Annotated in this window: 13 protein-coding genes; 9 read left to right on the forward strand and 4 right to left on the reverse strand. The window is 55.9% G+C overall.

Going from position 1 to position 12,572, the window contains the following annotated elements; all coding sequences use genetic code 11:
• Positions 1–16 precede the first annotated feature (16 nt).
• The 3 genes from FCN15_RS11550 to FCN15_RS11560 all read right to left on the reverse strand — a co-directional run bounded on the left by FCN15_RS11550 (position 17) and on the right by FCN15_RS11560 (position 2,853).
• Positions 17–1,291: an MFS transporter gene (locus FCN15_RS11550; protein ID WP_338044374.1), complete on the reverse strand. Its 1,275-nt coding sequence runs from the start codon at positions 1,289–1,291 to the stop codon at positions 17–19.
• Between the two features lie 53 nt (positions 1,292–1,344).
• A complete protein-coding gene (locus tag FCN15_RS11555) occupies positions 1,345–2,121 on the reverse strand; it encodes a TrmB family transcriptional regulator (RefSeq protein WP_138495197.1) in 777 nt (258 codons plus the stop codon).
• Between the two features lie 84 nt (positions 2,122–2,205).
• A complete protein-coding gene (locus tag FCN15_RS11560; RefSeq protein WP_138495164.1) occupies positions 2,206–2,853 on the reverse strand; it encodes a TetR/AcrR family transcriptional regulator in 648 nt (215 codons plus the stop codon).
• A gap of 163 nt (positions 2,854–3,016) precedes the next feature.
• On the opposite strand from FCN15_RS11560, the gene FCN15_RS11565 reads away from it, so the two are divergent.
• From FCN15_RS11565 to FCN15_RS11585, 5 genes are all read left to right on the forward strand, one after another.
• Positions 3,017–3,775 (forward strand): SDR family oxidoreductase, encoded by a 759-nt coding sequence (locus FCN15_RS11565; protein ID WP_138495165.1) that lies wholly within the window; start codon positions 3,017–3,019, stop codon positions 3,773–3,775.
• Positions 3,776–3,854: 79 nt separating this feature from the next.
• Positions 3,855–4,211, forward strand: a complete 357-nt coding sequence (locus FCN15_RS11570) for a hypothetical protein (protein WP_138495166.1) — start codon at positions 3,855–3,857, stop codon at positions 4,209–4,211.
• A 311-nt stretch (positions 4,212–4,522) separates the two neighbouring features.
• A complete protein-coding gene (locus FCN15_RS11575; RefSeq protein ID WP_138495167.1) occupies positions 4,523–5,404 on the forward strand; it encodes a carbohydrate ABC transporter permease in 882 nt (293 codons plus the stop codon).
• On the forward strand, positions 5,401–6,246 hold the full coding sequence (locus tag FCN15_RS11580; RefSeq protein WP_138495168.1) for a carbohydrate ABC transporter permease: 846 nt from the start codon (positions 5,401–5,403) through the stop codon (positions 6,244–6,246). Before FCN15_RS11575 ends, FCN15_RS11580 begins: the two co-directional genes overlap by 4 nt.
• An 18-nt stretch (positions 6,247–6,264) precedes the next feature.
• Positions 6,265–7,554 (forward strand): ABC transporter substrate-binding protein, encoded by a 1,290-nt coding sequence (locus FCN15_RS11585; protein ID WP_138495198.1) that lies wholly within the window; start codon positions 6,265–6,267, stop codon positions 7,552–7,554.
• A 187-nt stretch (positions 7,555–7,741) separates the two neighbouring features.
• On the opposite strand, the gene FCN15_RS11590 is transcribed toward FCN15_RS11585, so the two are convergent.
• Entirely contained in the window at positions 7,742–8,536 is a 795-nt protein-coding gene (locus tag FCN15_RS11590; RefSeq protein WP_138495169.1) for a class I SAM-dependent methyltransferase, read from the reverse strand.
• 818 nt (positions 8,537–9,354) lie between these two features.
• On the opposite strand from FCN15_RS11590, the gene FCN15_RS11595 reads away from it, so the two are divergent.
• The 4 genes from FCN15_RS11595 to FCN15_RS11610 are packed head-to-tail and all read left to right on the forward strand — an operon-like array spanning position 9,355 to position 12,546.
• Positions 9,355–9,936 carry a Gx transporter family protein gene (locus tag FCN15_RS11595; protein WP_238996642.1) on the forward strand — a complete coding sequence of 194 codons (582 nt, stop codon included), beginning with the start codon at positions 9,355–9,357 and terminating at the stop codon, positions 9,934–9,936.
• Entirely contained in the window at positions 9,933–10,826 is an 894-nt protein-coding gene (locus FCN15_RS11600; RefSeq protein ID WP_238996643.1) for an ATP-binding cassette domain-containing protein, read from the forward strand. The genes FCN15_RS11595 and FCN15_RS11600 overlap by 4 nt, the downstream gene beginning before the upstream one ends.
• A complete protein-coding gene (locus FCN15_RS11605; RefSeq protein ID WP_138495170.1) occupies positions 10,802–11,755 on the forward strand; it encodes an ATP-binding cassette domain-containing protein in 954 nt (317 codons plus the stop codon). Before FCN15_RS11600 ends, FCN15_RS11605 begins: the two co-directional genes overlap by 25 nt.
• Positions 11,752–12,546, forward strand: a complete 795-nt coding sequence (locus FCN15_RS11610) for an energy-coupling factor transporter transmembrane component T family protein (RefSeq protein WP_138495171.1) — start codon at positions 11,752–11,754, stop codon at positions 12,544–12,546. Before FCN15_RS11605 ends, FCN15_RS11610 begins: the two co-directional genes overlap by 4 nt.
• Positions 12,547–12,572 lie beyond the last annotated feature (26 nt).

The raw sequence follows: 12,572 nt of genomic DNA on the forward strand, positions 1-12,572 counted from the left end.
AAATCTATCCGTAAATCTATCCGGCTTCTCCTTCTTTAACCCCCGGACTGTTGTCATAGAAGGTCTTTAAGGTGCGCAGCGCCGGGAACAGGTACATCCACAGCACGGCAACCACCAGGGTGCCGATGCCGCCGATGATGGTGGCGTTGACTGCGCCGAACCAGTTGGCCATCGTGCCGGACTCGAATTCGCCGAGCTGGTTGGAGGTGCCGATAAACAGCATGTTGACGGCATTGACCCGGCCCTGCATTTCATGCGGCGTGTTCAGCTGGACAAGCGTGGAGCGGATGACCACGCTCACCACGTCCGAAGCGCCGATGAGGAACAAGGCGACCAGCGAGAGGGCGAGATTCTTGGAGACGGCAAACAGGATCGTAGCCAGGCCGAAGATCGCCAGCGAGCTGAACAAATATTTGCCGATCGCATGCTGGATGGAATAGCGGGTCAGCACGAGGGACATCAGCAGAGCTCCGACAGCAGGAGCGGTCCGTAATAGACCGAGGCCCCACTCACCGGTATGCAGGACATCTTCCGAGAAGATCGGCAGCAGCGCTGTTGCGCCGCCCAGCAGCACGGCAAACAAATCGAGCGAGATGGTGCCGAGGATGATTTTTCGTTTGAAGACGAACCGGAGGCCGTTCAGCAGCGAATCCATGCTGACCGCTTCATCCTTCCGGACGGTCCGCTTCACTTTGATGGACAGGATCAGGAATGCAGAGATCAGCAGCGCGCCGATCGACGTAAAATAAACGGCCGAAGGTCCAATCCACAGCAGGAGTCCCCCCAGTGAAGGGCCGACGATGGAAGCGGTTTGGCCGGCGGACGCGGACCAGGCAGCTGCCTGCGGCAGCTCCTCACGTTCAACCAGGTCCGGAACGAGAGCTGAACCTGTAGGATTTTCAAAGGAGCGCGAAGCGCCCAGAATGGCTGCGGCAATCAGAATATGGTAGCTCTGAATCCAGTGGCCGAGCGTGGCTGCGACCAGCAGGGAGACGACGACAGCTTCTGTAAGCTGACAGATAAAGACGATCCGGCGGCGGTCAAAGCGGTCCGCGACCTGTCCGGCTACCAGGGTGAGCAGCAGCATGGGGATAAACTCTGCCAGGCCGACCAGGCCAAGCTTGAAGGCGCTGTCCGTCAAGGCGTACATTTGCCAGCTGATGGCAACGGTCAGCATTTGAAACGAGGTCGTCGCGAAGATTCGCGCCAGCCATAAATGGCGGTATGAACGGTTGGTTCGTAGAACCGATGGACTAGATGCAGCTATGATAAACCCCTCCTGCTGAAAAATTCTGTTTCAAGCTTTTTAAACGAGCTTCTAATTCAAGCCTCTAATTCAAGCCTCTAATTAAGCTCGGGATGCTCCTGCCTGATCTTCTCGTAATGCTCTCCGTATTTTGCGGCCAGCTCGGCCCCAAAATCCTCTTCGATCCGCAGCATGACGACATCATGCTCATAGGCGTTGACCAGCAGATCGACAATGCTCGGATGATTGCTCTCCAGCACAGACTCCTCCGCCTGGGTGCCGAAGCTGCCGATCAGCGCGGTTTCCTGGTCGCAGAGTAAGGTAAAATGACGGATTTGGCTGAGGTCGGCCTTCGGGCGCTGGTGAACGATAACGTGCTTAAGCGGAGTATGGCATTCTCCCATCATCATCAGGTGGACGGAAACTCCCCGCTGCTCGGCTTCCAGAAGGGAAGCTTCAATCCGGTGCAGATCCTCGGCCCAGACGTCGATCAGGATGGTCTTTCCGGCATTGGCGATCAGCCGCCGGATCGTCTGCGCGGCCAGCCGCTCGCCTTTCCAGCTCGCGAAGAAGGGCGGCGCACTTGGCGGGGCGGCCAGCTCCTCCATAAGCATGCGGGCCGTCCGGTCGAAATCGGACTGAAGAAGCTTGATGACCTGCTTGATCGGCACCGCTTCATACAGCACCGGGTCGCCCTCCAGCACCCGGCAGATGCCTTTGTCATGGAGCGTCCGGAGCGCCGCATACACGTTTGTCCTGGACACGGAGACATGTTTCGCCACTTCATAGCCGGAGCTCCGGGACTTCTCATGAAGCACCGCATAACATTTCGCTTCCAGCTCGGACAGGCCGAGCTTCCGCAATTGTTCGATCATAAGCATAGGCATGGACATAGGCACAGGCACCTTTCGTTCCGGTTGAAAAAGTTAGTGTTATTTTAAAATACCACTAAAATACTGTCAATCCATTTTGGTAAGCATGAACAGCCGGCTTTGCCCGTTGATCAGCGCGACGAGCTGCTCGGCCATGTATTCATGGGACTGGGCGAAATCATTTTCCACCCAATATCCGATCATCCCGATCAGGCCGGAGGCGTAGAAGCTGCACCACAGCTCGTAGTCGGCCCCTGCAGCTTTGTCCCCGGTTCCGCCCGCGCTGGCTCCCACTCCGGCTCTGTCCTCATGGTAAGGATAAATCAGATCCTGCAGGGGAATATTTCTTAGGAAGGAATAGATTTTATACTGAAAGCCGGGCAGGGAATTGGAGCCGAGCACCACCCGGTAAAAGTTGGCGTGATCTGCAACATGGCGGAAAATTTCAATGGCCCCGGCCTGAATCCGGTGCACCTCGAATTTAGTCTCGTTGATATAAGGCCGCCGGTAGGCCTTCAGCAGGTCCGACAGGACATCCTGCATAATCTCCTCCAGCAGCTGCTGCTTGTCCTGATAGTTGTTGTAAAAGGTTCCCCGGTTCACGTCCGCATGCTGGACGATTTCCGTGATCGTAATGTCTTCGAAAGGGCTGCTCTTGAGCAGGTCGAGCAGAGCTCTTTGCAAAGCCAGCCGGGATTTCTTGACCCTCTTGTCCGCTGAATATACTTCAGTCATCGTTCCCACCGCCTATTTGTTCAACAAATCGGATCATTTATGAACATTATTGTACACTTTGTCCTTGACATGTTTATTGTATCAGCAATTCAGCAAACTTTATAATGAGGAGGAAGAGAATAAAGCGATTACAAGATCGCCAACTATAAGGGAGGCTTCTAACATGAGACTTCAAAATAAAGTAGCCATCGTAACAGGCGCGGCTTCAGGCATGGGCAAACAAATTGCGCTGCTCTTCGCCAAAGAAGGCGCCAAGGTGGTCGTATCGGACCTGAACCTGGAAGGAGCCGAGCAGGTGGCCAAGGAAATCCAGGCAGACGGAGGAGCGGCTTCCGCCATCAAAACAAACGTAGCTTTGGAAGAAGACATCCAGCAGCTCGTGGATACTGCAGTCAGCACTTACGGCACGGTTGATATTCTGGTCAACAATGCCGGGATCATGGATAATTTCGAGCCGGCCGGAGACATTCAGGACGCCATTTGGGAGCGCGTGTTTGCGGTAAATACTACAAGCGTTATGCGGGCAACGCGCAAGGTGCTGCCGGTCTTCCTGGAGAAGCAGCAGGGGATCATCATCAACGTGGCTTCTGCCGGGGGACTTTACGGTGCGCGTGCGGGAGCGGCCTATACGGCTTCTAAACATGCGGTCGTAGGCTTCACGAAAAATACCGGCTTCATGTATGCCCAGAAGGGCATTCGCTGCAACGCCATCGCGCCGGGCGGCGTTGAGACCAACATCGCTTCAACGATTACCAACATTAACGAGTTCGGCACTACCCGCACAGGTCCGGGTCTGGCCTTGAATCCGCGCACCGGCAAGCCGGAGGAGATCGCGCAGGTTGCTCTGTTTCTGGCCACCGACGAGTCCAGCTTTGTTAACGGAACGGTCATTACGGCGGATGCCGGCTGGACTGCTTACTAATTTTTGCTGCCTCTTGAACAAAGAACGTATGTTCTCTTATAATGGGAACATACGTTCTTTGTTGTTAGGAGGAATATATATGCTTCCGGACTTGCAGCGCAAGGTGCTGCGCATCTTGTTCAACTTCTCGCTCCAGCGCCGGAGAATGCCAACCTGGGAGGAGCTGGAGCGGAAAACAGGCCGCAGACGGCAGGAGCTTTGGAGGGCCTTTGAAGGACTGAAGGAGCAGGGATATATCGCGTGGGAGGAGCGGCACTCTTCTTCGTACGCCTCACCGGTTCCGTACGGCGCCTCCGCGAAAGGGCCGAAGCTTCCGGACCCGCAGCGGATCATCATGCTTCAAAGCCATGAACCGGAGGAGCGGGCCGGAGGTTCCCGGCACTATTTTAACGGAGGGAATGGCGATGAGCGGATCAAATACTGGACACAGTATTGAAGCGGCGGCCTGCAGAGATTTTAGGGAAAGAAGATTTTAGGGAATAAAGATTTTAGGAAATTTTAAGGTTTCTATAAGCCTGACTTCAGCTTGCCGCCTTATGATTAGAGCATCCCCTTTTGAATAGTGTCTTTGAGTGGTAGGTTCAAAGACCGGCTAACTTGTCCCGTTGTGGCAAGATCTATTTTTAGAGCATCCAGCAGCCCTGTGACGGGCAGAGCGAGGTGCTCTTTTTTTTATGAAGATTCAAAGCAAGCAGGGGAAGGGTAAACACTTTGCACAGTGACTAACCCGAAAATGAGGTGAGAAAGATGAAGCAGAGAAAAGGATCTGAGGTCCTTCAGCAGTTTGTTTTTGTGGGGCCTGCAGCTGTCTTTTTTGCTGTTATTGTCGCGGTTCCGTTCTTTCTGGGGCTGTATTATTCCTTCACGAGCTGGAACGGCATCGCGAGACATGCGGATTGGGCGGGCATACGCAATTATGTCCATATCTTCACGAAGGATCCGTCCTTTCTGAACTCCTTCTGGTTTACTGTGCGGTTTACCGTACTCGGGCTGATTCTGACGAATCTGCTCGGATTTACGCTTGCTTACGTGCTTACGCGCAAGCTGCTTACCCGCAACGTGATGCGGACGGTGTTCTTTATGCCGCACGTCATCGGCGGGCTGCTGCTGGGCTTTATATGGCAGTTTATCTTTGTCAGGGGGTTTGCCTCAATCGGGCAGGCGACCGGCTGGTCGTTCTTTAATCTTCCCTGGCTCGGCAATGAAAGCACGTCTTTCTGGTCTATCGTAATTGTGTTTGTCTGGCAGAACGCCGGTTATCTGATGGTCATTTATATCTCGGCGCTGAACAATGTCCCCAAGGGGCTTACGGAGGCGGCGCGGGTCGACGGGGCGGGAAGATGGCAGGTGCTCCGGCATGTGCTTATCCCGATGGTAATGCCGGCGGTTACCGTTTGCTTGTTCCTGTCGATTTCCTGGTCGTTCAAGCTGTTTGACCTGAATCTCTCGCTGACGAAGGGCGGGCCGTTTAAGGCAACCGAATCAGTGGCGCTGAATATTTACAATGAGGCCTATACCCTGAGCCGCTACGGCATGGGATCGGCCAAAGCGATCATCTTTTTCATCGTGGTGGCCCTGATCTCCGTCATTCAGGTATGGGCAACCAAACGGAAGGAGGTCGAGGTATGAGAACGAAATCCCTGCCTGGCGGCTACAAGCTGCCTCTGCTGATCGTCGAGATTATACTCGTCCTGCTTGGACTGGTGTTCCTTGTTCCGTTCTACTTCCTGCTCGTCAACTCGGTCAAAGAATACGGCAGCATCCTGACGGATTCGGCCAACTGGCCGGCGGCGTTCCATTGGAGCAACTATAAGGAAGCCTGGAAGGCGACCGATTTTCCAAAAGCCTTTCTGAACTCCCTGATCGTAACCGTGGTCAGCAACCTGCTGCTTTCGCTGATCTGCGCGATGGCGGCATATAAAATGGTCCGCAGGCCCAACCGCTTCAACAAGCTGCTGTATCTGGCGTTTGTGGCGGCGATGGTCATTCCGTTTCAAGCGATCATGATTCCGCTGGTCAAGGTGCTGAGCGGCTTGTCGCTGATGGACAGCACACTCGGGCTGATCATCGCCTATCTGGGCTTCGGGGCGCCGATTACCGTCTTTCTGTTCCACGGCTTCGTCAAATCCGTACCTGTCGATATTGAAGAAGCGGGCAAGGTGGACGGCAGCTCGGCATACGGCATCTTCTTCCGGCTGGTGCTGCCGCTGATGCAGCCCATTATCGTCACGGTCATTATTTTGAACACGCTGTGGATTTGGAATGACTATCTGATGCCTTATCTGATTCTGCAGAATCCAAGCCGGGCGACGATCCCGATTGCCACCTACGCGTTCTTCGGACAGTACACGAAGCAGTGGGATCTGGCGCTGCCGGCCCTGACGCTGGGGATTGCGCCGGTCGTAATCTTCTTCCTCTTTATGCAAAAATACATCATCGAAGGCGTATCCGCCGGCTCTGTAAAGGGGTGAACAGTGATGAAATCAAAGATGAAGATAAAGCTAAACCCCAAAGCGGGAAAAAGCTTCAGAGCCGCCGCCCTGCTGTTGGCGCTCGTACTGCTTGCGGCCGGCTGCGGCCAAAGCGGCGGATCGGACGGGGCGGCAACGAAGACCATCCACATTTTTCAGTTTAAGGTAGAGATTGCGGATGCGCTGGACAAGCTCAAAGCCGATTATGAGAAGGAGCATCCCGGCATCAAGCTGGATATTCAGACGGTCGGCGGGGGCAGCGACTACGGCGCTTCCCTGAAGGCGAAGTTCGCCTCGGGCGACCAGCCGGATATTTTTAACGTTGGCGGTTATGTGGAGCGGGACATGTGGATTGACTATCTGGAGGATCTGAGCGATCAGCCGTGGGTCAAGGATGTGAAGGATATCGCCAAGGAACCGATGACCCGGGACGGCAAGCTGTACGGCATGCCGATGAACCTTGAGGGCTACGGGTTTATGTACAACAAGGACCTGTTTGCGAAGGCGGGGATTACGCAGCTCCCGGTGACGATTGATGAGCTGGAGGAGGCCTGTAAGAAGCTGCAGGCAATCGGCGTTACGCCATTCGCTAACGGCTACCAGGAGTGGTTTGTGCTTGGCAACCATAACGTGAACGTGGCTTTTGCGCAGCAGAAGGACCCCGGCGCTTTCATTCAGGGGCTGACCGACGGCACCGAGAAATTCGAAGGGAACAAGGTGTTTGAGGAATGGGCGAATCTGCTCGACCTGACGCTGAAGTACGGCAACAAGAATCCGCTGTCCACGGACTACAATACCCAGGTGACGATGTTCGCCAGCGGAGAAGCGGCCATGATGCAGCAGGGCAACTGGACGCAGGTGCAGCTGGACGGCATCAACCCGGATCTGCATCTCGGCTTCCTGCCGATGCCGATCGACAACAGCGCCGAGGACAATGACAAGATCTATGTTGGCGTGCCGAACAACTGGGTCATCAACAAGGATTCACCGGTGAAGCAGGAGGCGAAGGATTTTCTGAACTGGCTGGTGACGTCCGATACGGGCAAGCGTTACATTACGAAGGAATTCAAGTTTATTCCTGCATTCAACAGTATCAAAGGCACCGAAGAGGATCTGGGCCAGCTGGGAGCCGAAATCCTGAAATATACGGACGCCGGCAAGACGCTCACCTGGAACTGGGCCCGGATGCCGAACGGCATGCCGCAGGAGCTCTCGAACACCATCCAGGCTTATATCGGCGGTAAGATTAACAAGCAGGAGATGTTCAAGCAGTTCCAGACGAACTGGGATAATTTGAGTGTGCAGTGAGTCAGCAGTGAATGAGCAACAGTAAGAATGGCGCAAAACAGCAATGCCCCTTCACAGCCTGGATACAAGGCAAATGAGGGGGCATTTTTCATATAGACTGAACTTTCGAATGACAATTTGGGACAAGTACGGGAAAGGTTCCTGCAGTATTTTTTCTTTAGTTCAGTCTATATAGAAGGACGGAGGGTTAAAGCTTCTCTGCCACCAGTGTAAATGTCTTCGGAATGCCTTTGTCGAACACGTCGGACGACAGGTTCGGCAGCTCCTCAAGGAGCTTCAGGAACAGGCCGGCGGAAGCCACGGCGGTAACGATCTCGCCCAGGTTCCAGTGGCGCAGCTTGACCTTCTGCACCTCGGGCTGCCTGCTGTTATCGGGCAGAAACTTATAGAAGGAAATCTCCGTTTCCGTCAGGCTGGTGTCAAAATAATCGCCGTCCACCTTATGCTTGCGGATATTGGCGGTTGTGCCGCGCGAGGAGATCAGCTTGGTGGAGACCGGGTGGAAGTCCTGCAGCACAAGCCTGCCGCCCGGGCCCAGCAGAGAACGGACCACCTCAAACAATGGGACGAGGTCCGTAAAATAATGCAGAATACCGAACTCCATGAAGACGACATCAAAATCTCCAGTCACAGTCTCCTGCGGCAGATGAAGCACGTCCGCAACCACGTAGTGCAGCGGCACATCGGCCGCTTCGGCGAGTTCGAGCGCGTAGCGTTTGTTTTCCTCCGAGAAATCGGCGACAGTAACCTCTGCTCCCAGCAGAGCTAAGGCAACGGCCTTGTTCCCGCCCGAGCCCATCAGGTTGATGATCTTCTTGCCTGCGACGCTGCCCATATAGTCGAGCGCTTTGCCCAGCCGCTTCTCCGGGGCGCTCCGCAGCTTGTCCGCGGCTTCGGCCGGCGTGCCAAACCGCTGCGACCAGGCGCTGTAGGTGCCTGTATTCCAGGCTTTGTGATTCTGCTGATACTGCTGCTCCTCCAACGTAAATCCTCCTTATAATGGACGTAAGCGCCAGCCAATCGCGGCTGACGCTTACTAGGGTGTATGGTTAACCGTGTCTTCCGTACACGTAGAAGACACATGGTTCCTTCCGAGGCTCAAACCGTCAATACATCTCTAAAACAACAAAAGCCCTGCCTCTCTTTTGTCCTTGCGGCTCCGATGACCGCGCCAGTGTGAATCAGAAACTACTAAAATTCATACTCTTAGGGTTCATCAAATAGGAATTTATATACCGGAACGGTATTAAGGAGGGTTAAAGCCTAATGAGGAATTCAAAACAATGTTAACATACTGAATTTATATTATACACCTTATGCCTTAAAAAGTAAATAATTAAAATTTTTATAAGAAAAATGTTTGCTGCATAGTCCAAACCGTTTAATGGTAACAATAGAAGTAAATTCAGGCTGCGAATATGGAAAACGGGAGGGTGTGCAGAGATGAACGAACATTTTTGGTACATTCTGATTCTGAGTATTGTCGGTGTGATCGGTGTGATCGGGGCGGGCTGGTTTACCATCTGGCTCGGCAAGGAAGATCAGAAAGCTCGTTAACCTGAACTAGAAGAAGAACGCCTGTTCCAAGAGCCGAGGGCTTGCGGAGCAGGCTTTTTTTTGACGGAATCAGACGAACTGTGTCATCCTTCACTTTCATGCGGCAGAAGGAGCGCTATAATAGAAGCCTGTCCAGTCATCTTAGTTTTAGGCTATTAAAAAGTAAGAATTTTTTTCGGGTCGATGTGATATTTCTAACAGTTTAAGTGAAAAAAATCACAAATAATAAGGATATACATTTACATGGAGGAAGGGGTAACCGTCATGCCGTCCATACCGCACGGAGAAGAAACCGGCCTGATGCTCAGGAGAACGGTGATTATTGCGATATTTGCCGCTGTTGCAGTTGTACTCAGCCTGCTTGAAACCCTGGTGCCGCTCAATGTTTCGGTGCCCGGGGCAAAGCTGGGGCTTGCCAATATTATGGTGCTTACTTGTCTTTATTTTATGCGGGGAAGAGATGCGATGGTTGTCGTGATTCTCAAAACGCTCCTCACGGCTTTTATCTTTGGCACGTTCTCCAGCTTCCTGTTCAGCTTCCTGGGGGCCGTGTTCAGCTTTGGCGTCATGTGGGTGCTGCTGAAAGTGGGCAGAGGCCGGCTCAGCCTGATCGGGATCAGCGTAGCGGGCGGGATCGCCCATAACTTCGGGCAGCTGGCGGCAGCTTCCATTGTCATTCATTCTTCCGTCGTCTTCTATTATCTGCCGATGCTGGTGCTGCTCGGGCTTGGCACAGGAATTGTCGTGGGCATTGCAGTCCGGGTGCTGGTGCCGGCGCTTTCGAAGCTTTCCTTATTCGAAGGCTTCCTGGGAGCGGAATCATGATGGGGAGAGACGGGCAGGAGCGCAGAGCAGAGGAAGACCCCGTCCGGGGAGAGCCCGGGCCGGTTCTAAGCTTTGAGAATCTGGGATTCGCTTATGGAAAAAGAAAAGAGAACCCTGTGCTGAATGGAGCGTCGGGTGCTGTAGAGCCGGGCAGCTGGGTGTCGCTGATTGGGCCGAACGGCTGCGGCAAATCCACGCTGATCAAGCTGCTGGGCGGCCTGCTGAAGCCGCAGACAGGGCGGATCTGGATCGGCGGGGAGGAGCTGACGCCTCTGTCCGCTTACCGGCTGCGGCGCAGCATCGGGATGGTGTTTCAGAATCCGGAGAACCAGTTCATCGGGGCAACGGTTGAAGAGGATATAGCCTTCGGGCTGGAGGGACAGTGCCTGCCGCGCTGCGAAATGCGCAGCCGGGTGAAGGAATATGCCGGAAGGCTGGGCCTGACAGAGCTGCTTCACAAACATCCGGGGGAATTATCCGGCGGGCAGAAGCAGCGGGTGGCCATCGCCTCCGTGCTGGCCATGCAGCCGAAGGTGGTCATCTTCGACGAAGCCTCCTCCATGCTGGACGAGAAGGCCCGCCGGGAGCTGCTCGGGCTGCTGAAGGAAATGCGCACAGACGGGAATTATACCCTGCTGTCCATTACTCACGATGCCGAGGAAGTGCTGCAGAGCGACCGGGTGCTTGTGCTGGACGGGGGAGTGATCCGGGAGGACCTGAGGCCGGAGGAGCTGTTTGCCAGACCTGAGCTGCTGACCGCCTGCCGCCTGGCGCTTCCCTTCCGGATTCAGATGCAGCAGGCGCTTGCCGACTATGGGATCCGGCTTTCGGGCAGCTTGAAGGACGGGTCGCTGGAGGAGATCATATGTCCGTTATTTTCGAAGAGGTAAGTTATGAATACGACAAGGGCACCCCGTTCCGCCAGCCGGCGCTGAACGGAGTGAACCTGCACATAGAGCCCGGAAGCTTCACTGCAATTGCCGGACCGACAGGCTGCGGCAAGTCGACGCTGCTGCAGCTGTTCGGCGGCCTGCTGGACCCGACCGCCGGCAGCGTCAAAGTGTTCGACACCGTGCTGAAGGCCGGTGCCAAAACGCCGAAGCTGCGGGAGCTGCGTCGCCGGACCGGGCTGGTGTTCCAGTTCCCGGAGCACCAGCTGTTTGAGGAGACGGTGGAGAAGGACCTCTGCTTCGGACCGCTGAACTTCGGCCTGCCGGCTGAAGAGGCGAAGCGGCGGGCCGGGGCAGCGCTGCGGCAGGTCGGCCTGCCGGAGGAGCTGCTTGGCCGCAGCCCGTTTCATCTGAGCGGCGGCCAGATGCGCAAGGCGGCCATCGCTTCGGTGCTGGCGATGGAGCCGGACCTGCTCGTGCTCGATGAGCCGGGCGCTTCGCTGGACCCGGCCAGCCGCACCGAGCTGACGGAACTGCTGCTCCGGCTGTGCCGGGAGCAGGGCAAGACGGTGGTGGTCGTCACCCACCGGATCGAGGAGCTGCTCCCCTACGCAGACCGCTGGGTGCTCATGAAGGACGGCAGCTGCCTGTTCCAGGGCACGGCAGAAGCGATGGCAGAACAGCTGCCTATGCTGGAGAAGGAAGGCTTGCAGCTGCCGGAATGCATGCACTGGTGGCACTGGCTGGCCGGGCATTTCGGGCTCGGCGGCGAGCGGCCGGTCTTCAGCGCCGCCGGTTTGGCGGAGCTGACGGCAAAGCTGCTGGAGCAGGCCGGGGCCGGCGCCGGCGCTGAAGAGGCTGCTTCTCTGTCAGTGCCGGCAGTACAAGCAATTACAGCCGTCCAGGCGGCAGGAGGTGCCCGGTTATGAAGAACAGGTTGCTGATCGGCCGGGTCATAGACACCGGCTCCTGGGTTCATGCCCTTGATCCCAGAGCGAAGCTGACGGCGATGCTGGTGTACGCCGCGGCAATTATCCTGCTGCGCTCCTGGCCGGCGCTGCTGCTGGCCGCGTTGTTCTCGCTGGCCGTTATGGCGGCTACGCGCATTTCATATAAATTCTACGCCAAGGCGGCCAAGCCGCTGCGGCTGCTGATGCTGTTCATCTTCATCCTGCAGTGCCTGACCGTCTCACAGGGCAGGGTGCTGCTTCAGGCGGGGCCGCTTGCGGTCTCCGCAGGCGGATTAAGCGCCGGCGGGCTGGCGGTGGTCCGGATGGCGCTGTTTATCTCTTTTACCGCGCTGCTTACGTTCACCACGACGCCGGGCAGGCTGAATCAGGGCCTGGACGGCATGTTAAAGCCGTTCGCGCGGCTGCGGCTGCCTGTCCACCGCCTTACGCTGATGGCGGGCCTGGCGCTGCGGTTTATCCCGACGATTCTGGAGGAGAGCCAGAAGATCTTGAAGGCTCAGGCCGCGCGGGGCGCGGATCTGCGGGAGCTGCGCCTGCGCGACAAGGGGAAGATGCTCATCTCGCTGCTGGTCCCGGTAACAGTCGGGGCCTTCAGGCGGGCGGAAGAGCTGGTTACCTCGATGGAAGCAAGGGGTTTTGTTGTCGATGCACCGCGGACGGAATACTACGAGCCTTCATGGGGAGCGAAAGAAACGGGCTTTGTGGGCCTGCACCTGCTGCTGCTGGCGGCGGTGCTTTGGCTGCTGTAGCCGGACCCGAAGGAAGGACGCCTGGC

Source organism: Paenibacillus pinistramenti, from assembly GCF_005869875.1.
Classification (GTDB): Bacteria; Bacillota; Bacilli; order Paenibacillales; family Paenibacillaceae; genus Fontibacillus; species Fontibacillus pinistramenti.